Origin of the sequence: Streptomyces sp. NPDC102490 (assembly GCF_044765285.1) — a bacterium.
GTDB lineage: Bacteria > Actinomycetota > Actinomycetes > Streptomycetales > Streptomycetaceae > Streptomyces.
This window is the reverse complement of record NZ_JBIWJU010000006.1, coordinates 474,795-495,616: the sequence shown is the minus strand read 5'-3', so window position 1 is coordinate 495,616 and position 20,822 is coordinate 474,795. Positions and strand designations below refer to the sequence as shown.

Here is a 20,822-nt window from a genome sequence, read left to right as displayed (position 1 = left end):
GTCACCGGGATTCTCCGGCAACCGTGTGCCTCGGGGTGCTTCTCAGGTGTCGCCCCGCGATCAGTGACACTCTTGCAAGCGCGGTGCTTGCAATAGTTAGCAAGGTGCTGCATGGTGGAGGCATGGCATCGCTCAATGTCGGCAATCTCGGGGAGTACCTGCGCGAGCAGCGGCGCAACGCGCAGCTGTCGTTGCGGCAGCTCGCCGATGCCGCGGGCGTGTCCAACCCGTACCTGAGCCAGATCGAGCGGGGGCTGCGCAAGCCGAGCGCGGAGGTGCTCCAGCAGGTCGCCAAGGCGCTGCGGATCTCCGCCGAGACGCTCTACGTGCGCGCCGGCATCCTCGACGCGGAGCGGGACCGGGACGACGTGGAGACGCGTGCGGTCATCCTCGCCGATCCCTCGCTGAACGAGCGGCAGAAGCAGGTGCTGCTCCAGGTCTACGAGTCCTTCCGCAAGGAGAACGGGTTCGGGGCCGACGCGGAGGCCGACGCCGACACCGATGCCGTTGTCGACGGGGCGGAAGCAACACAGAACCCTCATTCGTAAGCAATTCCGGAGGACCATCACCATGGCCATCACCGACGACCTGCGCAAGACCTTCAGCGACCCCACCCCCCTCTACTTCGCCGCGGGCACCGCCGACCTCGCCTTCCAGCAGGCCAAGAAGGTGCCGGTGCTGGTGGAGCAGCTGCGCGCGGAGGCCCCGGCGCGGATCGACGCCGTACGCAACACCGACCCGAAGGCCGTCCAGGAGAAGGCGACGGCCCGCGTCAAGGAGACCCAGGGGAGCCTCCAGGCCAAGGCCAACGAGCTCTTCGGCTCCCTCGACGCCGACTTCAAGAAGCTCGGCGAGACCGCCCAGGACCTCGCGCTGCGCTCCGTCGGCGTCGCCGCCGAGTACGCCGTCAAGGCCCGCGAGACCTACGAGAAGGTCGCCGAGCGCGGCGAGCAGGCGGTCCGCACCTGGCGCGGCCAGGCCGCCGACGGCATCGAGGACCTCGCCGAGGACGTGGAGGACCTCGCGGTGGCCGTCGAGCCGCCCAAGCCCGCCCCGGCCAAGCCCGCGACGGCCAAGGCGGAGCCGGTCCGGGTCACCGAGGACAAGTCCGCCGCGGCGAAGAAGACCCCCGCGCCGCGCAAGGCTCCGGCCAAGAAGAACACCACCGCCAAGAAGACGACGCCGCCCGCCAAGTAGGGCAGGGCGCGACGAGCGGGGAGCGGGCCGGGCACCCTCGGGGTGTCCGGCTCGTTCTGCGGGTACGGTGACCGCTAAATGACGATCCGATTCTGGTGGTGGACGTTGTGCTGATGCAGGGGTTCGCAGGCTTCATGTGGCTGCTGAGCATCGCCCTGATCCTTTTCAGCGGCTTCGCTTTGATCGACGCCGCCACGCGCCGCGAGGACGCCTACCGCGCGGCCGACAAGAAGACCAAGCCCTTCTGGCTGATCATCCTCGGGCTCGCCTTCGTGGTGAACCTGATCTTCAACATCCTGTCGTTCCTGCCGATCCTCGGCCTCATCGCGACGATCGTGTACATGGTCGACGTACGGCCCGCGCTGCGCGGCCTGCCCGGCGGCGGCCGCAGCAGCCGCCGCGGCTCCAGCAGCGACGGACCCTACGGTCCGTACAACGGCGGACGCTGATCCCGTAGGAGGGACCGGGCGGCTCAGGCCGTCCGGTCCAGCAGGACCACGGCCAGGTCGTCCGCCAGCTCGCCGCCGTTGAGTTCGCGGACCTCGTTGACGGTCGCCCGCAGCAGCTCCTCGCCGGTCAGACCCGCGGCGAGCTGACGGCGGACCATCTCCACCATGCCGTCCTGGCCGAGCCGCTCCCGGCCCCCGCCGACATGGCCCTCGATCAGGCCGTCGGTGTACAGCATCAGGCTCCACTCGGCGCCCAGCTCCACCTGCGTCCGCGGCCAGCGGGCGCCGGGCAGCAGCCCCAGCGCCGGGCCGTTGTTGTCGTAGGGCAGCAGCCGTGCGGGCACGCCGGGGCGGCTGAGCAGCGGGGACGGGTGCCCGGCCAGGCACAGGCCCGCGCGGCGGCCGTCCGGGGAGATGTCCACCGCGCACAGCGTCGCGAAGATCTCGTCGTCCGAGCGCTCGTGCTCCAGCACCTGCTGGAGCGTGCCGAGGAGCTGGTCGCCGCAGAGCCCGGCCAGGGTCAGCGCCCGCCAGGCGATCCGCAGCTCCACGCCGAGCGCCGCCTCGTCCGGGCCGTGCCCGCAGACGTCGCCGATCATGGCGTGCACGGTGCCGTCCGGGGTGCGGACGACGTCGTAGAAGTCGCCGCCCAGCAGCGCGCGCGAGCGGCCCGGACGGTAGCGGGCGGCGAAGCGCAGCGGGGACCCGGCCAGCAGCGGGGTCGGCAGCAGGCCGCGCTCCAGGCGGCGGTTCTCCTGCGCCCGCAGCCGGCCCTCGGCCAGCCGCCGCTCCGCCGAGTCGGACCGCTTGCGCTCGACGGCGTAGCGGATCGCCCGGCTCAGCAGGCGGCCGTCCAGCTCGTCGCGGAACAGGTAGTCCTGCGCGCCGACCGCCACCGCCTCGGCGCCGCGCTCGGCGTCGCTGGAGGAGGTGAGCGCGAGCACGGCGTGCCGGGGCGCCAGTTCCAGGACGTGCCGGAGCACGGCGAGCTCGTCCTCGGCCTCGGCACCGTTGCCGTGGCCACCGCCGTCGGCGCCGGTGCGGGCCGGGGCGGGGGCCGACAGGGCGAGGTCCAGCAGGATGCAGTGGACGTCGTCGGTCAGCAGCCGCCCGGCCTCGGTGAGGTTGCGCGCGGTGCGGACCCGGATCGGCTTGCCGGCCTGGTCGAGCAGGTCTGGCACGATCGGCGAACCGGCCGGATCGTCCTCGATCAGCAGCACGGTCAGGTTTGTGGGAACCGCGCTCTCCGTCCGGCCGCTGGGCGTCCGGACGCTACCGGTGTCCATGCCGGGGCCGGCGCTGCTGCCGGGGCCGGTGCTGGTTTCGGGGCTGGTGTCCGTGGGCTTCTCGCGCTTCTCCGTGGGGTTCTCTCGCCGGCGGGTGGGGTGCTCGGCCGGGTGCGTCCCGGGCGGGGCCTGTTCCTTGGAGGGGCCGCTGTCCGGGGACGCGGCGGGCGCCTGACCACACTCCACGGCCGGGATCGCCCTCTGCCGCGGTACGGGTACGGGCATCGTCTTGGTTTCCTTCCCTCCCCCCGAGGGCATGGCGGGGCGAGGGACCTCGACCCACCGACGGGGACCATAGCGGGTGACGGCGCCGCTGCGGAATGGTCCAGGACACGTCGGGCGGCCCTCGGCCACTGTCATATGCCGCGTAATCCCCCGCAGTTGGACACCTCGCCCGGGGTCCCGGGATGACGAACGTCACGCGGGGCGGGGCGCCGGGCGTGGACTGGGTCACGTGGCCCGCGTCACCCCTTCGGGGCGGGCGTCTGCTCCGGGGCCGTGTCCGGCCGGACCACGCCGAGGATCGGCATCGAGCCCGCGCCGGCGAGGGTGATCGAGCGCCCGGGGCGGGGAGCGTGCACGACGGAGCCGTCACCGACGTACATGCCGACGTGGCTGGCGTCGTCGAAGTAGATGATCAGGTCGCCGGGGCGCATGTCCGCGATGTCGACGTGCCTGAGCTGCTTCCACTGCTGCTGCGAGGTGCGCGGGATCACCTGCCCGGCCGACACCCAGGCCTGTGAGGTCAGGCCGGAGCAGTCGTAGGACTCCGGGCCCTCGGCGCCCCACTGGTACGGCTTGCCGATCTGGGCGGTGGCGTACTCGACCGCCTTGCGGCCCCGCTCGGTCGCCTCGGTGTCGAGGTCCTGGAGGATGCCGGAGTCGAGCCAGGCGGTCTGGGCCTTGGCCTGCGCCTCCTTCTCCAGCCGGGCGAGGCGCTCCTTCTCCTCCTGCTCCAGCTCGGACTGGAGCTTCTCGGCCGCCGCGATCTGCTTCTCGATCTTCTTCTGGGCGGTGGCCTTGGCCTTGCGGTGCGCCTCCAGCTCCTTGTAGCGGGCGGAGGCGTCCACCGCGTAGGTCTTCAGGTCCTCCTGGGCGCGGGTCAGCTCGCCGAGCAGGCCCTTGGTGGCCCGGTGGCCCTGGATCACCCGGCCGGTGCCGTCGAGGAAGTCCTCGGGGTCGTCGCTCAGGACCAGCTTGGCCCCGTCGGGCAGGCCGCCGGTGCGGTACTGGGAGCGGGCCGCGGCTCCGGCGCGGTCCTTCAGCCCGTCCAGCTTCTCCTGGCCCTTGACGATCTTCTTGGCCAGCTCGACGATCTCGGCGTTCTGCTTCTCGGCCTTCTCCTCGGCGGCGTTGTACTCCTCCGTGGCCGAGGCCGCCGCGCGGTAGAGCGCGTCGAGCTTCTTGCGTACGGCTTCCAGGTCCTTGCCGGGCGTGGCGGGCGGGGCGCCGGCCGACGCCGACGGTGAAGGCGACGACGAGGGGCCCGGGTCCGCGAACGCCGTGCCCGGTGCCGCCAGCACGGTGATCGCGCAGACCACGGTCACGGCAGCGGTCGTCAAGCCACGCTTCCCCGTACGCATACGTCGCCCCCAAACTGATTAACCGTCAGTAACATAGGCCGCTCGGGGGATCGTGCCACGCCGACGCGAAAAGCGACAGAGGTCGTGCTTTCCTCCTGCTTCCTCGTGATCGCTTACCGGTGGTGGCCTCCCGGCGGTGGTTTCCGGCGGTGGTTTCCGGCGGTGGCTTTCCGTCGATGGCTTCCCGCGGTGTGTGACGAACGCCGCACGGAGATCGTTCCCGGTCCGCGTCCATCCGGGGCCGCCCGTGTCGGTGCCGCCGGTTCACGCGCGGGGCGCCAACGCCTCCCACCGCACCGTCACTTCGCCCTGCCGCCACCGCACCGGCCCGTCCGTCACCGGCCAGTCGGCCGTCAGGTCCCGCACGGCCCGCATCCAGCGCTGCCGGGCGCCGTAGGAGGCGTAGGGCGCGGCGGCGGCCCAGGCGCGGTCGAAGTCGCGCAGGAACGCGTGCACGGGCTCGCCGGGGACATTGCGGTGGATGAGCGCCTTCGGCAGCCGTTCGGCCAGGTCGGAGGGGAGGTCCAGCGAGCCGAGCCGGGTCGCGAAGGTGACCGTGCGCGGCCCCTCGGGCCCGAGCGCCACCCACACGTGCCGGCGCCCGATCTCGTCGCACGTCCCCTCGACCAGGAGCCCGCCGCGCGAGTGCTCGGAGGTCGGCGCGAGCCGCGCGCACAGCCGCCGCCAGACGCCGGCCACCTCGTCCTCGTCGTACTGGCGCAGCACGTTCGCCGCGCGGATCAGCAGCGGCGGCCGGGAGACGGGGACCTCGAAGCCGCCGTGCCGGAAATCGAGCCCCGCGCGCGCGTACGGCCGGGCGGCGGCCACCCGCGCCGGGTCGATCTCGACGCCCACCACGCGCGCGTGCGGTGCGACCGTGCGCAGGCGGTGCAGCAGCTCGACGGCGGTCCAGGGGGCCGCGCCGTACCCGAGGTCGACGGCGACGGGCTCGGCGGCGCGGCGCAGTTCGGCGCCGTGCACGGCCGCGATCCAGCGGTCCATGCGGCGCAGCCGGTTGGGATTCGTCGTCCCGCGCGTGACCGTGCCCACGGGGCGGGTGGCGGCGGCGCGGGGTGGCATGACTACGAGGGTATGCGGCCGGCTGTCCGGCGTTCGTCCGCAGGATGCCGTCCGGCATTCGTCCGCAGGACGGTGGTACCCGCGCAGCACGGCGGGGCTTCCGCCGCCACCGGTCACGGCCCCGGTCGGGGACCCGACCAGCCCTCGAACGGTTGAGCGATCGGCGGTAATGATTCGGCAAAGGTCGGAAAACCGGAATGGAGGACCGTCCGTCCGGTGTTCCCACCCCTTGGAGGGCAACCCAGGTCCTCCGACCGGCATGCCCGCAGCGAGGAGGAACGGCTCGTGAGCCAGTACGTCAGCAGGCTCGGGCGTCGCTCACCGGCGGCTTCCCCGCGGCTCCGGCTGCTGCGCAGGCCCCGCCGCGTCGCCATGCTCTCCGTGCACACCTCACCGCTCCACCAGCCCGGCACCGGCGACGCCGGCGGCATGAACGTCTACATCGTCGAGCTGGCGCAGCGCCTCGCGGCGATCAACATCGAGGTCGAGATCTTCACCCGGGCGACCACCGCCGCCCTCCCGCCCGCCGTCGAACTGGCCCCCGGCGTCCTCGTCCGGCACGTCGACGCGGGTCCGTACGAGGGACTGGCCAAGGAGGACCTGCCCGCCCAGCTCTGCGCCTTCACCCACGGCGTGATGCAGGCGTGGGCCGGCCACCGCCCCGGCCACTACGACCTCGTGCACTCCCACTACTGGCTCTCCGGCCACGTCGGCTGGCTCGCCGCCCAGCGCTGGGGCGCGCCCCTGGTGCACGCCATGCACACCATGGCCAAGGTCAAGAACGCCAACCTGGCCGACGGCGACACACCCGAACCGGCCGCCCGCGTCATCGGCGAGACCCAGATCGTCGCCGCCTCCGACCGGCTGATCGCCAACACGGCCGAGGAGGCCGACGAACTCGTCCGCCACTACGCCGCCGACCCCGACAAGGTCGCCGTCGTCCACCCCGGCGTGAACCTCGACCGGTTCCGCCCCTTCCCCAAGGGCTCCGTACCCGGCCCGGGACAGCACGGGAACGCCCGCGCCGCCGCCCGCGCCCGCCTCGGCCTGCCCCAGGACGCGCTGATCCCGCTCTTCGCGGGCCGCATACAGCCCCTGAAGGCGCCGGACGTGCTGCTGCGCGCCGTCGCCGTCCTCCTCGACGAGCGCCCCGAGCTGCGCTCCCGCATCGTCGTGCCCGTCGTCGGCGGCCCCAGCGGCAGCGGCCTCGCCAAGCCGGAGGGGTTGCAGAAGCTCGCCGCGCGGCTCGGCATCGCCGACGTCGTACGCTTCCGCCCGCCCGTCGACCAGGAGCAGCTCGCGGACTGGTTCCGGGCCGCGTCCGTGCTGGTCATGCCGTCCTACAGCGAGTCCTTCGGCCTGGTCGCCATCGAGGCCCAGGCGGCCGGTACGCCGGTGCTCGCCGCCGCGGTGGGCGGCCTCCCGGTCGCCGTGCGCGACGGGGTCACCGGCCGCCTCGTCGACGGCCACGACCCGGCCGCGTACGCGCGCGTACTGCGCGATTTCGCCGACAACCCCGAGCTGACGCCCCGCATGGGCGACGCCGCGGCCCGGCACGCCCAGTCCTTCGGCTGGGACAGCGCCGCCGCCACCACCGCCGACGTCTACACGGCCGCGATCCAGTCGCACCGCCGTCGCGTACGCTCGCACCATGGCTGAGGCACCGCAGCAGAAGGCAGCGCAGGTCCTTGAGGCGGCGCTGAAGGACGCCGACCTGGAGTGGGAGAGCCCGGAACCCGGCAACTACGTCGTCAAGCTCCCCGGCACCCGCAAGCTGTCGACGACCGTCTCCCTCCTCCTCGGCCGGCACTCGCTCTCCCTGAACGCCTTCGTCATCCGCCACCCCGACGAGAACGAACCGGCCGTCCACCGCTGGCTGCTGGAACGCAACCTCAAGCTCTACGGCATCGGGTACGCCGTCGACCGCCTCGGCGACATCTACCTCACCGCGAAACTCCCCCTGGCCGCCGTCACCCCCGACGAGATCGACCGCCTCCTCGGCCAGGTCCTCGAAGCCGCCGACGGCGCCTTCAACACCCTGCTGGAGCTGGGCTTCGCCGCCGCCATCCGCAAGGAGTACGAGTGGCGGACCTCGCGCGGGGAGTCGACGCGGAACTTGGAGGCGTTCCAGCACCTGATCGAGCGCCCCCGCTCCGGCGACTGATCCCGTCGCGTCCCGCCCCGCCCGTCGCGTCGCGTCGCGTCCCGGGCCGGCTCAGCTCCGGGCGCCGCTCGCCCGGTACCGCCCCGGCGTGACCCCCACCCACCGCTTGAAGTGCCGGGTCAGATGGGCCTGGTCGTAGAAACCGGTGGCCCCGGCCACGTCCGCCGGGGACCGTCCGGCGAGCAGCAGCCGCCGCGCCCGGTCGACCCGGCGGGACATCAGGTACTGGTGCGGCGCGATGCCGTAGGCGCCGCTGAACGCCCGTACGAGATGCGCCGGATGGGCGGGCACGAGTGCGGCGGCCTCCGCCAGCCCGATCCCCGGGACGACCCGCTCGTCGAGCAACTCCCGCAGCCGCCGGGCGAGTACGGGGTCCCGGCGGGCGCGGTCCCCGTCGTCCCTGGGGCGCAGATGGGTGTGCAGCCGCTCGCCGATCAGCGTCAGGCGGCTCTCCGCCTCCAGCTCGTCACCGGGCAGCGCGAGCGCGGCGTGCAGCTGCCCGACCCGCCGCCGCAGCACCGGGTCGCGCAGGTCGGGCGCGTCCACGGCCGGTCCGATCAGCTCGTCGCCCAGCCGGGAGGCGTCCAGGTACAGGACGCGCTTGCGGAAGCCGTCCGGTGTCGCCGGGGAGCCGTTGTGCGGCACGTGCGGCGGCAGCAGCGACACCGTGTCGTGCGGGGTGCCGTGCTCGTGCCGGTCCAGGTCGTACCGTACGGCGCCGTCGTCGACGATGAGCAGCGTCCAGGCGTCGTGGACGTGCATCGGATAGGCGTACTCGGTGTAGTGGGCGTGGAAGACCTCGACGACGCCCGGGACGCGGGGGCGCCATGCGGAGACGTTCCGCTGGTCCTTCCGCTGGTCGCTGCGCCGGCCGCCCATGCAAAAAACGTACAAGACCGGGCGGGGTGCGGGTCGGCAGTCTCACCGTATGAGCACGCACGAAGCAGCCGCCGAGGCGCCCGAGGCCGAGACCCCCGTCCGCTTCGACACCAAGATCGCCGTACTGCTGCGCGAGGACCTGGAGACCTGGCAGCGCCTCAACGTCACAGCGTTCCTGGTCAGCGGCCTGGGCCGGCAGTTCCCCGAGGTGATCGGGGAACCCTACGAGGACGCGGACGCCGTCGGCTACCTGCCGATGTTCCGCCAGCCGGTGCTGGTCTTCGAGGGCACGAAGGAGACCCTGACCACCGCCCACGCACGGGCGCTGTCGCGCGCCCTGCCCCGCGCCCTCTTCACGTCCGACCTCTTCACCACGGGCAACGACCGCGACAACCGGGCGGCGGTACGGGCCGTCGGGACCACGGACCTGGACCTGGTGGGCCTCGCGGTGTACGGCCCGAAGAACGCGGTGGACAAGGTGCTGAAGGGGGCGCGGATGCACCCGTGAGCGCGTGACGGGATCAGACGGCGCCGGCGTCGACCCGGGGCGCGGGGGCGGCGGACGTGTCCCGGGCGACCGGTGTCTCGTCGTCCGGCAGGCCCCGCATGAGCCACCCATACCCGGCCGCCGCCACCGTGCCGACCACGGCGCAGATGCCCCACAGCCACTCGGCGCCCCAGTGGTCGATGACGAACCCGGACATCAGCGGGGCGACGAGGGCGGCGACCGACCAGGACATGGTGTACATGCCCTGGTAGCGCCCGCGCCCGTGCACGGGGGAGAGGCGGACGACGAGCCCGGTCTGGGTCGGCGCGTTGACGATCTCGGCCAGCGTCCACACGCACACGGTGAGGGCGAAGACCCCGACCGACCCGGCGAAGGCGGTGAGCCCGAAGCCGTACCCGGCCAGCAGCGACGAGCCGACGAGCAGCAGCCGCGGATCGCGGTGCTCGATGAACCGCGTGACGGGGATCTGAAGGACGACGATCAGCACGCCGTTGACGGCGATGGCCAGCCCGAAGTCCGCGGGCGTGAACCCGGCCTCGCCCATGGCGACGGGCAGCCCCAGATACCCCTGCTGGAAGATCACGGCGACGAGGAAGGACAGCCCGACGACGCTCATGTACCGCCCGTCGCGCAGCACGGTGAACAGGGAGACGGCCGGTTCCCTGCCGCCCGGGACGTCGGCGGTCTTCTCCTGCTCGGGCCGCGACTCGGGCAGCTTCACGAAGACGAGGACGGCGCAGACGAGCGTCATCCCGGCCTCGATCAGGAACCCGGCGAGATAGCTGACCTCGGCGATGAACCCGGCCGCCATCGAGGAGATCGCGAAGCCGAGGTTGATCGCCCAGTAGTTGAGCGAGAACGCCCGGATACGGTCCTCGGGCCGCACGATGTCCGCCATCATCGCCTGCACCGCGGGCCGGGAGGCGTTGCTGGCCATGCCGACCAGGAACGCGACGGCGGCGATGGCCACCGGGTCCCGCATGAAGCCGAGCAGCGCGACGGACACGGCCGTGGAGGCCTGCGCGACGAGCAGCGTCGGCCGCCGCCCCAGCCGGTCGGTCATCACCCCGGCGCCCAGCGAGGACACGACCCCGCCGAGCCCGTGCAGGGCGGCGACCAGACCGGCGTACGAGGCGGAGTAGCCGCGGTCGATGGTGAGGTACAGCGCCATGAAGGTGGCGACGAAGGCACCGAGCCGGTTGACCAGGGTGCTGGTCCACAACCACCAGAACTCGCGGGGGAGCCCCGAGACGGTTTCGCGTGCGGCACGTCTGAGTCCGGCGACTGACATAGGTTCCCCCCGAGGCGGCTGTGGCTGTAGCTGTAGCTGTAGCTGAGGCCAAGGCTGTGGATGTAAGCGGCTGGCGCGGCGATCACAACTTACAAACGCCACCGGTGCGGGGCTACTCGATTAACACTTTCCGTCAACCGTCCGCGCTTCGGGCGCCCCGCGCGGCCGGTGAGGGGCGTCGATTAGGCTCGGAAGCATGGCCGACGCACCGTACAAGCTGATCCTCCTCCGCCACGGCGAGAGCGAGTGGAACGAGAAGAACCTGTTCACCGGCTGGGTGGACGTCAACCTCACCCCGAAGGGCGAGAAGGAGGCGACGCGCGGCGGCGAGCTGCTCAAGGACGCCGGCCTGCTGCCCGACGTGGTCCACACGTCCGTCCAGAAGCGCGCGATCCGCACGGCCCAGCTCGCGCTGGAGGCCGCCGACCGCCACTGGATCCCGGTCCACCGCCACTGGCGCCTGAACGAGCGCCACTACGGCGCCCTCCAGGGCAAGGACAAGGCGCAGACCCTGGCCGAGTTCGGCGAGGAGCAGTTCATGCTGTGGCGCCGCTCCTACGACACCCCGCCGCCGCCCCTGGACCGCGACGCCGAGTACTCCCAGTTCTCCGACGCCCGCTACGCGATGCTCCCGCCCGAGCTGCGCCCGCAGACGGAGTGCCTGAAGGACGTCGTCGGCCGCATGCTGCCGTACTGGTTCGACAACATCGTCCCCGACCTCCTGACCGGCCGCACGGTCCTGGTCGCGGCCCACGGCAACTCGCTCCGCGCCCTGGTCAAGCACCTCGACGGCATCTCCGACGCCGACATCGCGGGCCTGAACATCCCGACGGGCATCCCGCTGTCGTATGAACTCGACGCCGAGTTCAAGCCGCTGAACCCGGGCGGCACGTACTTGGACCCGGACGCGGCTGCGGCGGCGATCGAGGCCGTGAAGAACCAGGGCAAGAAGAAGTAAGCGCCCACGAGTAGTAGTAGGCCCCCTGCCTGCGTGTTCTCCGCCGGGCAGGGGGTTTCTTGCTGTCCTTGGGGCCTCACCGGGTCCGGGCCGCCCCGTCGGCGATCATGCGGTGCCAGACCTCTTCCGCCCGCTGCCGCAGAGCGGGGACGAGTTCCACGTTGTCCCCGCGTTCGGCGCTCTGCAGGAGTTCGGTGATGACTGCCAGCTCCGCGAAGCGCCCGTCCTCACTGTCGAGGACGGCGGAGAGTTCCCGGCGGACACGTTCGGCGGTCTCGGGCATGCCGATGCTGTAAGCGTGCAGCAGGGCGGCGTCGTACCCGGCCGGGGCGGTGCCCCAGCCCTCCCAGTCCAGGATGCCGAGTTCAGGTCCGGTCAGGTTGGCCCAGTGCAGGTCGCCGTGTGCGGTGGACCATGAGGAAGGCGCAGTGGGGACGGGCCCGTCGAGGAAGGCGAGGTAGTGCGGCATGGCGCGGTCCAGGTATGCCTGACGTACGGCCGTACGGTCCGTGTGGACCGTCGAGAGACTGGCTAGGGCTGTGCGCAGGTCGCTCCACCAGGGTGCCGCCAGAGGAGGGTCGGCAGTGACGAGCGCAGGGGTGGGCGAGATGGTTTCGCCGACGGCGTGGTCGTACAACTCGGCCTTGTACGCGTTTCCCCCCTCCACCCACTGCCGGACGAGACGTAGACCAGGGCGCGGCACCTGCCGGGGCACCAGCCGTTCGGCGTCTTCCGGCCCCGTCCACAATCTGCCGATCGCCTTGTCCAGCGGGCTCTGGACGACGCGCAGCCATCCTGCCCCGTAAGGGCCGGTGACGGGACGGCCAAGCGTGCGTCCCCTCCACCCCCACGCCTCCTGCCTCTCTCCGCAGGACAGCCGAGAGCCAGGGGTCGCCCCGAGAAGGCCGCACGCCACGGTATGGGCACTCCGCATGCGTGCGGCGATCTCGGGATCGTCAGGTTCCGAGAACATCGACAACCTTTCTCAGACGATCAGGCGGCAAGAAGCCGCGGGCCACGGCACCACGGGCATCGGCCCAGTGTGCCGGTGTGCTCGCAGACAGCAGGACACGTGACACCCCTGGGGCCGACAGCGCGACCAAGAGAGCGGCTTGCGCCGGGGATGCCTCGGAATCGACGACGCGCACCAGCTCTTCCGTCATCGCACCGAGCAGTTCACCGCCTCCGAGCGGGGCCGATGCGAAGACCTCCAGCCCCGCTTCCCGTGCTTCCGCCAGTGGTCCGTGCCCGTCGAGGGCGTCCGCCACCACAGCGAGGTGAAGGAGGGAGACCGGGAACTGCACAGCCCGAAAGTGGTGGTGTGGCCCGCCCACGGTTTCGGCGAGTTCCGTGAGTCCAGGGACGGTGAACATGCCGCTCGACAGACCAGCCCAGGTGGCTACGCCGTAGCCGCCGATCCGACCGGCGTCCGCCGCGCTCTCCAGTTCCTCGAACGCCTCGGCCAGCGTCCGTGACAGATCGGTCCGGTCCGTCCGGCCGTGTTCCGGGTTGTGGACGAAGACCAGGTCCGGGGAACGGCCGAGGCGGGCGCGGCTCCGGGCGAGCTGCCAGGAGATGTAGGGACGCGTCAGACAGTGGCCTGGAGCATGGCCGTGTCGCAGCACGCCCTCCTCCCGAGCGACCCGCCGGTCGGAGTCGGGGACGAAGCCGACCTTGGTCGAGACCCGTACCTGTGGGCAGGTGTCGAGGACCGGTCGAAGTGCGGCTTCGGCCGAGCCGGAGTCGTAGTTCGGTGCCGTGTCGATCCATGTCACCCCAGCGCCCACGGCGGCAGCCACCGACTGGGATACGTCACGGCACCGGTACGTCCCGGCCGCGAGCTGTGCGCTCATCCGATGCGCTCCACGGCCGCGACCTCGCCGTCCACCAGCTCGCCGACGAGCAGCGCCACTTGCCCGACGCGAAGACCGGCCGCTCGGGCGAGTGTGCCCAGGCGGTGACGGCCTCCGTCCACAAGGAGGGACAGCAGGGGCGCGGCCTGCGGGGAGAAGGTCCATTCCTCTCCTCCTGCCGTCAGGACCGCATGGCCCTGTTCGTCGCTGTGCAGCCGGGCGCGAGAGGTCACCAGGTGGACGGCGAGAGCGGGGTCGGGCGGTACCCCTTCGACGTACGGCAGGGAGGGCACGAGGCGGGCTCGTTCGGTGGCGTCCCGCATGGCGACGAAGCGGTCGATCAGCGCCATGTCCTCGAACTCCTTCACAACCAGGTCGCCGAGAGACCGTACGAAGTCCGCCTTCTCCTCCTCGGTCCCGAACCGTGGCAGGTCGCTGCGCACGGTCGTTTCGCGGCGCAGAACCTCGGAGAGCCAATGGAGGAGGTCTGCTCCGGTCGCCGTCTGCATGCCGCAGGTGAGGTGGAGGGAGTGGACGCCTTCGGACGCCGTGACCGCGTGCCACCAGCCACGGGGCAGATACAGCATGTCTCCCGCGTGCAGGACCAGTTCGACGAGCGGCTCGTTCGGCGGGGGTTCGGGGACGGCCGTGTCCCGGTGGAGCGGGGCCTGCCTCGTGGGGCCGTAGATGCGCCACCGTTTAACGCCGTCCAGTTGAAGGACGAGGACGTCGTGGTCGTCCCAGTGGACTCCGAAGCCTTCTTCGGGCGTCCATGAGGCGTAGGCGTTGACCTGGATGCCGGTGCGCAGGTGTCGTTCCAGCGTCCGGGCGAGGTCGCCGACGGCCGGGTGCAGTTCGTCGATCGCGTCCAGGACGAGGGTGGCGCCCTCGGCGAGGTGTCGGTGCAGTTCGGCGGGTTTGAGCTGATGCCACACGGTGTTACGACGGGTGGTGACCGGGACCGTGTAGGCGTGTTGGGGCAGCGCCTCGCCGCCGGCCGAGAGGCGCAGGCGGGGCGGTTCGAGCCGGTGGTGGGTGAGCAAGGCGTTCAGGTCGTCCCATCCCAGCAGGCCGCCGAAGCGGTCCGGCCCGCCGGGAAAGTGGCGGTAGGTGCGGCCGTACACCTGGGCGAGGAAGTCCTCGCCCAGGCGCGCGACCACCGCGGGTACGTCGGTGGTCATCGGTTACGGTCCTTCTCAGTCGTTGCCGTCGGAACGACCGGTGGAACCGCCGTCCGAGGGCTGCTCGGCCCGCGAACGGGCGGCGGCGATCCGGCGACGGGCGATCAGCAGGCCGTGGCCCTCCTGACCACCGCTCGTGGTCATGTTCTGCTCGGGCATGGGTGTATCTCCTCTTGGTGTGGGCGGAAGCAGGCCGGTCGCCCGCTCCCTGGCAGTGGCGCCCCCGGTCGCCCCACCAGAGGTGGAGGGGAGGCCAGGGGCGCCGGGACCTGGCTCAGGACTTGCGCCTCCCGAGCCAGGTGGTCAGTGATCACGGGGCAGTGGCAGGTGCGCGAAAGCCGCCTCACGCACCGCGACCTGGTTCGGTAACCAGCACCGGCCGTCGTGCTCCCGGAACGGGAGATCGATGCCGCTCGCGGTGGGACACGGGCGGAGCGTCAGTGGTGGGCGACTGCCGATCTCGAACCAGACCACCTTCCCGTCCGGAGTCAGCCGGGATCCCCATCTCTGGGCGAGGCCGTCGACCAATTGCAGTCCACGCCCGTTCTCCTCGTACGAGCCGACCGACGGCCGCTGCGGGAGAAGGCCGCCTTCCGCGTCCTCTACCTCCAACCGCACACGGGTTCCGTCCCAGCTCACCGTGACCTGGCAGCCCTTCCCCGTGTGCACCACGGCGTTTGCGACCACCTCGCTGGCCAGCAGCTCCAGGGTCTCGACCATGTCCTCCACGAGCGGCACGTCCCAGTCACGGACGATCGCGATCACCCTGCGGCGGGCGGAAGACACGGCGCCGACGTCGGACGGCACACGGAACGAGAACGACTCCGAGACGGGTGGCCGGTACGTCATTGAGGGCGGACCTTCCTGGCGATGTGCGTCGGAGTTCCACACAACCGCCCACAGCGGACAACGCCCAGAGCACAATGGATGCACCCATGCGGCATCCGTGCGTCATCACCACACCTCACCTGCGAAGTCGCCCAGCCGCACATCCGTGACAGGGCAGAAGAATTGGGGAGACAGCGTCATGGCACACCGCCGCAACGGCCTCGCAGCGCGCCGCCGGACCGTGGGCCTCACCCAAGAGGCCCTCGCCGAGCTCATGCAGGTGGACCGCTCCACCGTCACTCGCTGGGAATTAGGCCGCACCGCCCCGCAGCCCTGGTTACGCCCACAGCTGGCCCGCCTTCTGCGCGTCGATGCCGAGGGCCTCAATGACCTGCTGACCGTGCGGTCGCCAGGTGACGGGCAGGGACAGGACGCCCTGGATTACGCGCTGCTCCACCCCGACCGCATCGGGCTGCCCGCCGTCGCCGCTCTTCGCACGCGCTTCGACGACTGCGCTGCCCGCTACGACCGCGTCCCTTCGGCCGGCCTCATCGCAGAGGCGGCAGCACAGCTCAACCACATCGACCGGCTCGCCGCTGGCTGTGCCCACGGGCGTGCGCAAAGAGAACTCCTGGCCCTGCACGCCGACGCGTGCGCCCTCATGGGGCAGTTGGTCTGGGACGCCTCTCAGCGCCGCGACCACACCACGGCCAAGGCGTACTACGAGCGGAGCGCCGACCTCGCCCGCCACCTCCGGGACACCACTCTCGAAGCCCACGCCTTACTGCGCACCTGCTACGTCGCGCTGTACGGCGCGCACGACGCATCGGCCGGGCTCGCGCTCGCGGAGCAAGCGGCCGCAACCGCCGAGCACACGAGTCCCGCCCTGGCCGGACTGGCGCTCCTGCACGTCGCCGAGGCACACGCCATGCTGCGGTCGGCCTCGGACTGCGAACGCGCTCTTGTCGGCGCGGAACGCCGACTCGCCTACGCGAAAGGCAGCGACGCCGCCGCCGGCCTCGTGTCCCCCACCCAGTTCGGCCGTCTCGCCGGCTCCTGCTATCTCACCCTCGGGGACCACCGACGGGCCGAGGCCCTGCTGGCCGGCACGGCGGAGGCGTTACGGGACAGACGAAAGTCACGCGCGATCGTGCTGGGGAACCTTACGCTCGCCCGTATCCGTCAACGCGATGTCGAGGCAGGGGTGGCCAGCCTCACCGAAGCCATCATCGAGCTGGAGACCACACGTGGGGGCGGAGGCATGAACATCGTCTTCGGAGCCGCCCGAGAACTGCGCCCCTGGCGACAGGAACCCTTCGTCGCAGAGGTCCACGACAGGCTGCTCGGCCTGATGACGGCAGCGTAGAAGAGAGAAGGAGACACCGGTGGCAGCCAACTCCCTGGACCACGCCAAGCAGGCGGTACGTACACAAGTCTGGGATGCGCTGACCACTGCGGAAGCCGTCTATGACACCTTCGTCCATGGCCGCATCCCGCACTTCAAGGGCGCCGAGCAAGCGGCGGCCCGACTCGCGGCACTCCCAGTCTGGCAGCGCGCGAGCGTCGTCAAAGCCGTACCGGACAAAGCCCAACTCCCGGTCCGCGCAAGAGCACTGGAGGAGGGCAAAACCGTCTACATGGCGGTCCCGAAACTGGCCACCCCCAAGCCCTTCTACCTCCTAGATCCGGCCGCCCTCACCGTCGCGCCGGTCGAAGCCGCAACCAGCCGCACCGCCGCGGCCATCGCCCCCACCGTCGAGGTCGACGCCCTCCGCCCGTTGGACCTGATCGTCCTCGGCAGCGTCGCGGTCAACCGCAACGGCGCCCGCATCGGCAAGGGCGCCGGGTACTCCGACATCGAGTTCGCGCTGCTCACCGAAGCCGGGCTGGTAACGCCGGAGACCGTCGTCATCACCACGGTCCACCCACTCCAGGTGACCGAAACCCCGATCCCCACCACTGACCACGACGTCGGCGTCGACCTGATCGTGACCCCGGACGAGACCATCACCTGCCCGAACCCCCATCGCCCGTCAGGAGTTGACTGGTCGGCCCTCACGAGAGAGAAGATCGCCGCGATCCCAGCACTCATGGCCCGCCACATCTCCTGAGCCCCAAACCACCAAGCCACCCGGGGAGCGGGCGACCCCTCCCAGCCGCCACCTGAGTTACAACCCTCTCTACTGCTTTGAATCCAACTGAGTTACAACCTTCTCTACGGGTTCAAGGCGGCTCGCTCCGCTCCCTGCGCGCGCCCGGCCGGCGTCCGTGCCGCACACAGCGCAATCAGCCGTCTGAGGTCAGAAAAGAGGTACGTCGTGGCTGGGGCGGTCGGCTCCGCGATTTTAGGCAGCCACTTTGGCGGGAGCCTCGAAGATCATGGCCTCAACGTCGTGCTTTACCGGGCAGGTCCACAGACTGCCCGACGCGCCGGAAGCTTACGGGGCCATGATCACTCGCACCAAAGCAGCTACAGCCCAAAATCGCTCCGCCGACCTAAAGAGTGGCGTGACCACTACATGACGTCCGTTACCACCCACGAGGCCGGCAAACCTTGAGAATCTCGCAAAACGACCGGCTCGCATTTTTTCGATGCACTCTGTATTGCGACCTTCAGTGCGTCATCTAGATTCCTAGTCACGTTGGTGGCGCGAGTTGCATGCTCTCCTATTTCGCGATAGCCTCTGGGGCCCGGCTCCAAGAATCGCAGACTCAGCCCCGTCGAGACTTTGATTTTTCCGGCAAGAATTTTAGCGTCACCCTGTTTTAGTAGCCGAGCAGCCCTGCTCAGGATGATGTCAAACCCGAGAGCGATTGACACGGCTTGCGTGCAGAAAGTCTCCAGGTCTCGCGGCTGAGTGTCGGCATCAGCATTGTGGGCCGCCTCGTGACGCCACCGCATTGCTTGGTCGTAGGCAGATTTCAGCGGCAAGCTGCCTGCACCGCATCTGCTTGCGATAAGAGATATTTCGTTCCAGGCGTCAGCAGCATTAAAGGAGGTGACAATCTGCGCTATCTCGCCACTGCTTACATTCGAACCAGAATACCCGAGACTGAACCGGCTCAATTGCAGAGAGCCGGCGGCCGTGCTCGCAACATGCGTGGCAGCCTCCTGGAGCAGCGCTATTGGATCCTGACCGGCGTTCTTGACTATATCCGCTCGGGCTCTGGCTGCCTTCATAGCTCCCAGTGTGGCGGCATTTCGCAGAAGTTCCGGCAAATCCGTGAAATGAACGACCGTTCTGCTCACCGCATGCAGCAAGTCCCCCGTCCTGGCGCGGATGAAATCCTCCAGGGACGTGAAAGCCACAACCATGAGTCCATTCCGCAACAGGCGGGCGCGGCTATTATGAGCTACATCGGTCAGCACGCGATCGATAAGGAACGATTCGCTAGCGGCTTGCTCGATTGTGCGGATCCGCTGAATAAACGCTTCACGCGATGACAGAGACATATATACCCCCCGCAAGTCGCTAGAACTCCGTCACCAATTCCAAAACCCTACTGATGCGATAAACTACACGCGAAGGCGTGTTAGTAGACAGGCGGACGGCTTCATTGAAGGCTCGGTCATCAAACAGGGAGCGCGTCTTTTCCACAACGTCGCTGCTTCTTGACATCAACGAAGCTAGCCGCTTGTCGTCTACTGAACTCACGGCCACCATTTGAGCGTCGTACATGCCAGCCAACATCTGGTCACGCCAGCCGTTTCCCTCGGGACGCTTGAAGGCATGAGGTCCCCAAATTTGCTCGCATGCACTAAGCGCCCGCATAAACGTTTGGCGAAGCCTATCGATTTCCCGGGCGGCCATGTTCATGTTCGCCTCCATGTAGCTATCCATAGAGGCTCGATAGTCACCAGAGAAATCCCGCCACTGCTCCAGAAGGACCAGGTAACGCAGTACTGACTCTGCATCTTGCATTAGGTTGTAGGCAGAAGACCTATTGTCTCTAATTTTAAGTTGCCGCCGCAAGAATGACGCCTCAGAAAGCTCCATAAGGAGATCATTCAGTGGGCCGCGGTAGATTACGTTGCGGATCTCCTGTGCATTGAGTGGCTCACCGCCGGAGTTCAGGCGATGGAACACCTCATATTTCGTTGACCGGTCCGACTGTCGCAGGATGGTAATTGCTCTAATGTAGGGCCTTACTTTGAGAGCATTTTGAAGCTCGCCTGGCAAGTCCGAGAATCGCAAGCCATTGATCTCTTCGAAGCGAGTTAGCTGCGCTAGCTGAAACTTGTCTGCCATGAAGTCGCGAATTGCGGTGATGCGCTGCTTGCCGTCGATCACGGAATACTTTCCGTAATCATCCTCAGACAGATATACCGGCGGAACTGGGACGTTCATTAGGAAGGACTCGATGAGAGCAGACTGGCGACGCTGATCCCACCTCTCTCGGCGTTGAAATAGTGGCGCAACGTCGATCGCGCCAGTTTGTGCCATCTGAAAGATAGTTTCCAAAGAAAGGTCAGACGCTTGGATTACTAGAGCGTCTTGAGACTGCTTGAACTTCTTGACAATGCCAGATTCCGACATTCCCGCCCCGATTCTCAACCCCAGAAGACTTCATTAACTCCACGATGAGTATGCCTCAGGCGGCGCGACACGGGAACAGGTTCACTGCTTCCAGCGACATGGGTACATGCGGGGGCAGCGTAATAGGCGGGCCTAGGCCCGGTTCGCGCACGACTCGAACGACAACTCAGGGTTAGGGCTGAGGAGCGCCATAGGGGTGCCAGATCGTGCGGGGGAACCACGGGAAACACCGGGGACCAGGCCAGTGGTCAAGCCGGCACCGGGACCGCATCACCACAAGTCAGCCCAACAACCGGGCGTAGATAGCTTCCCAAGCTGAGGGCTCAGGCGTCGTCGTCCCGGACCGGCCGTCGCAACTCATTCTGGTCGACGGGAGATTGCAGGGTGGCGGAGGCCGGTGGGGGTGTAGCGAGACATACGCGTGCGTGGTCGGTCGGCGCGCCCGCCGTCGTGGCTGACTGTCGTCGGCTGAGGTTCTGACGGGCCGCATCGAGTGCCGGCGGTCAGTCAAGTGCGGCGAAGCTGGGCCGTCTCTGGGCCGTCCGAGGCCCCGTAACGGTGCCCAAGGACGACCAACGACGACCACCAGACGCACGGGCAGACTGCCCCTGAACAGCGAAAAACCAGCTCAACAAGATCCCCGGCAAGACCCAGGGCAAGAAGAAGTAACTTTTGTGATCACCTGCATATACGGCGTGGGTGGGGGGGCATTTTCGTGCTCTGGAACCTCAACTTTCTTGATCTTGCGGGTTGGGTGTGGTGCTCTGCCGAGAGCACCACGAGCCCGGTCCCGACTGCTCGGCATGAGCGCTAGCACCGTGAGCGGCCAAGGGACGCGCGTGCGTGAGCCGTTCGTTCTTGCCCCTCTACCGCCGGCCGCACCGGCACTGCTGACATCCTTGTCGCTGTCGTGATGAGACAGGGCCGCGCTGCATGTGACCCGGAACAGGCTCTGACCTGCGGCCGACAAGCGACACGCGAACCAGGCCCGTGGGTTAGCCCGGACGCGCCGGCGGAAGGATGCCGA

The 20,822-nt window shown here is 69.3% G+C and carries 21 protein-coding genes; 10 read left to right on the top strand and 11 right to left on the bottom strand.

All coding sequences use genetic code 11. The features are described 5' to 3' along the window. Window positions 1-122 precede the first annotated feature (122 nt). The 3 genes from ACIRGB_RS16600 (at window position 123) to ACIRGB_RS16590 (ending at window position 1,646) form a co-directional block, all read left to right on the top strand. Window positions 123-548, top strand: a complete 426-nt coding sequence (locus ACIRGB_RS16600; protein WP_403864635.1) for a helix-turn-helix domain-containing protein — start codon at window positions 123-125, stop codon at window positions 546-548. 22 nt (window positions 549-570) lie between these two features. Beyond that, window positions 571-1,197 carry a hypothetical protein gene (locus ACIRGB_RS16595; protein ID WP_403864632.1) on the top strand — a complete coding sequence of 209 codons (627 nt, stop codon included), beginning with the start codon at window positions 571-573 and terminating at the stop codon, window positions 1,195-1,197. 113 nt (window positions 1,198-1,310) lie between these two features. Then, on the top strand, window positions 1,311-1,646 hold the full coding sequence (locus ACIRGB_RS16590; protein WP_403864629.1) for a DUF2516 family protein: 336 nt from the start codon (window positions 1,311-1,313) through the stop codon (window positions 1,644-1,646). A 23-nt stretch (window positions 1,647-1,669) separates the two neighbouring features. On the opposite strand, the gene ACIRGB_RS16585 is transcribed toward ACIRGB_RS16590, so the two are convergent. The 3 genes from ACIRGB_RS16585 to ACIRGB_RS16575 all read right to left on the bottom strand — a co-directional run bounded on the left by ACIRGB_RS16585 (window position 1,670) and on the right by ACIRGB_RS16575 (window position 5,595). Further along, window positions 1,670-3,157: a SpoIIE family protein phosphatase gene (locus tag ACIRGB_RS16585; protein WP_403864626.1), complete on the bottom strand. Its 1,488-nt coding sequence runs from the start codon at window positions 3,155-3,157 to the stop codon at window positions 1,670-1,672. A 239-nt stretch (window positions 3,158-3,396) separates the two neighbouring features. Continuing rightward, window positions 3,397-4,515 (bottom strand): NlpC/P60 family protein, encoded by a 1,119-nt coding sequence (locus ACIRGB_RS16580; RefSeq protein WP_403864623.1) that lies wholly within the window; start codon window positions 4,513-4,515, stop codon window positions 3,397-3,399. Between the two features lie 264 nt (window positions 4,516-4,779). Next, window positions 4,780-5,595 (bottom strand): class I SAM-dependent methyltransferase, encoded by an 816-nt coding sequence (locus tag ACIRGB_RS16575; protein WP_403864620.1) that lies wholly within the window; start codon window positions 5,593-5,595, stop codon window positions 4,780-4,782. A gap of 285 nt (window positions 5,596-5,880) precedes the next feature. Here ACIRGB_RS16575 and mshA point away from each other — a divergent pair, with 285 nt between their 5' ends. Together mshA and ACIRGB_RS16565 are read left to right on the top strand one after the other, a co-directional pair. Next, the gene (mshA, locus tag ACIRGB_RS16570) at window positions 5,881-7,254 is read left to right on the top strand and encodes a D-inositol-3-phosphate glycosyltransferase (protein ID WP_403864617.1); all 1,374 of its coding nucleotides are present in this window, start codon (window positions 5,881-5,883) and stop codon (window positions 7,252-7,254) included. Next, window positions 7,247-7,759, top strand: a complete 513-nt coding sequence (locus ACIRGB_RS16565; RefSeq protein WP_403864614.1) for a YbjN domain-containing protein — start codon at window positions 7,247-7,249, stop codon at window positions 7,757-7,759. The genes mshA and ACIRGB_RS16565 overlap by 8 nt, the downstream gene beginning before the upstream one ends. Window positions 7,760-7,810: 51 nt before the next feature. On the opposite strand, the gene ACIRGB_RS16560 is transcribed toward ACIRGB_RS16565, so the two are convergent. Continuing rightward, window positions 7,811-8,638: an AraC family transcriptional regulator gene (locus ACIRGB_RS16560; RefSeq protein WP_403864611.1), complete on the bottom strand. Its 828-nt coding sequence runs from the start codon at window positions 8,636-8,638 to the stop codon at window positions 7,811-7,813. 49 nt (window positions 8,639-8,687) lie between these two features. Between ACIRGB_RS16560 and ACIRGB_RS16555 the strand changes: the two genes are divergently transcribed. Further along, window positions 8,688-9,146, top strand: a complete 459-nt coding sequence (locus ACIRGB_RS16555) for a DUF2000 family protein (RefSeq protein ID WP_403864608.1) — start codon at window positions 8,688-8,690, stop codon at window positions 9,144-9,146. A 13-nt stretch (window positions 9,147-9,159) separates the two neighbouring features. Here ACIRGB_RS16555 and ACIRGB_RS16550 read toward each other — a convergent pair whose 3' ends face one another. Then, complete coding sequence (locus ACIRGB_RS16550) at window positions 9,160-10,437, bottom strand: MDR family MFS transporter (RefSeq protein ID WP_403864605.1); 1,278 nt, start codon at window positions 10,435-10,437, stop codon at window positions 9,160-9,162. A gap of 196 nt (window positions 10,438-10,633) precedes the next feature. Between ACIRGB_RS16550 and ACIRGB_RS16545 the strand changes: the two genes are divergently transcribed. Next, window positions 10,634-11,395 (top strand): phosphoglyceromutase, encoded by a 762-nt coding sequence (locus tag ACIRGB_RS16545; RefSeq protein WP_356364907.1) that lies wholly within the window; start codon window positions 10,634-10,636, stop codon window positions 11,393-11,395. 76 nt (window positions 11,396-11,471) lie between these two features. Here the strand turns inward: ACIRGB_RS16545 and ACIRGB_RS16540 are convergent, their stop codons facing one another. The 5 genes from ACIRGB_RS16540 to ACIRGB_RS16520 form a co-directional block, all read right to left on the bottom strand. Further along, window positions 11,472-12,329: a phosphotransferase gene (locus tag ACIRGB_RS16540; protein ID WP_403864909.1), complete on the bottom strand. Its 858-nt coding sequence runs from the start codon at window positions 12,327-12,329 to the stop codon at window positions 11,472-11,474. A gap of 22 nt (window positions 12,330-12,351) precedes the next feature. Beyond that, window positions 12,352-13,248, bottom strand: coding sequence for an aldo/keto reductase (locus ACIRGB_RS16535; RefSeq protein ID WP_403864602.1), 897 nt, complete (start codon window positions 13,246-13,248; stop codon window positions 12,352-12,354). Beyond that, window positions 13,245-14,429 (bottom strand): cupin domain-containing protein, encoded by a 1,185-nt coding sequence (locus ACIRGB_RS16530; RefSeq protein WP_403864599.1) that lies wholly within the window; start codon window positions 14,427-14,429, stop codon window positions 13,245-13,247. Before ACIRGB_RS16530 ends, ACIRGB_RS16535 begins: the two co-directional genes overlap by 4 nt. 15 nt (window positions 14,430-14,444) lie before the next feature. Next, window positions 14,445-14,588: a hypothetical protein gene (locus ACIRGB_RS16525; protein WP_398914422.1), complete on the bottom strand. Its 144-nt coding sequence runs from the start codon at window positions 14,586-14,588 to the stop codon at window positions 14,445-14,447. Window positions 14,589-14,732: 144 nt separating this feature from the next. Further along, window positions 14,733-15,236: an ATP-binding protein gene (locus ACIRGB_RS16520; protein WP_403864596.1), complete on the bottom strand. Its 504-nt coding sequence runs from the start codon at window positions 15,234-15,236 to the stop codon at window positions 14,733-14,735. A 220-nt stretch (window positions 15,237-15,456) separates the two neighbouring features. Between ACIRGB_RS16520 and ACIRGB_RS16515 the strand changes: the two genes are divergently transcribed. From ACIRGB_RS16515 to ACIRGB_RS16505, 3 genes are all read left to right on the top strand, one after another. After that, window positions 15,457-16,623 (top strand): helix-turn-helix transcriptional regulator, encoded by a 1,167-nt coding sequence (locus tag ACIRGB_RS16515; RefSeq protein ID WP_403864593.1) that lies wholly within the window; start codon window positions 15,457-15,459, stop codon window positions 16,621-16,623. A gap of 19 nt (window positions 16,624-16,642) precedes the next feature. Then, window positions 16,643-17,368 carry a 5-formyltetrahydrofolate cyclo-ligase gene (locus ACIRGB_RS16510; protein WP_403864590.1) on the top strand — a complete coding sequence of 242 codons (726 nt, stop codon included), beginning with the start codon at window positions 16,643-16,645 and terminating at the stop codon, window positions 17,366-17,368. Window positions 17,369-18,354: 986 nt separating this feature from the next. Next, on the top strand, window positions 18,355-18,702 hold the full coding sequence (locus tag ACIRGB_RS16505; RefSeq protein WP_403864587.1) for a hypothetical protein: 348 nt from the start codon (window positions 18,355-18,357) through the stop codon (window positions 18,700-18,702). A 28-nt stretch (window positions 18,703-18,730) separates the two neighbouring features. Here the strand turns inward: ACIRGB_RS16505 and ACIRGB_RS16500 are convergent, their stop codons facing one another. Next, window positions 18,731-19,795, bottom strand: a complete 1,065-nt coding sequence (locus tag ACIRGB_RS16500; protein WP_403864584.1) for a DUF262 domain-containing protein — start codon at window positions 19,793-19,795, stop codon at window positions 18,731-18,733. Window positions 19,796-20,822 lie beyond the last annotated feature (1,027 nt).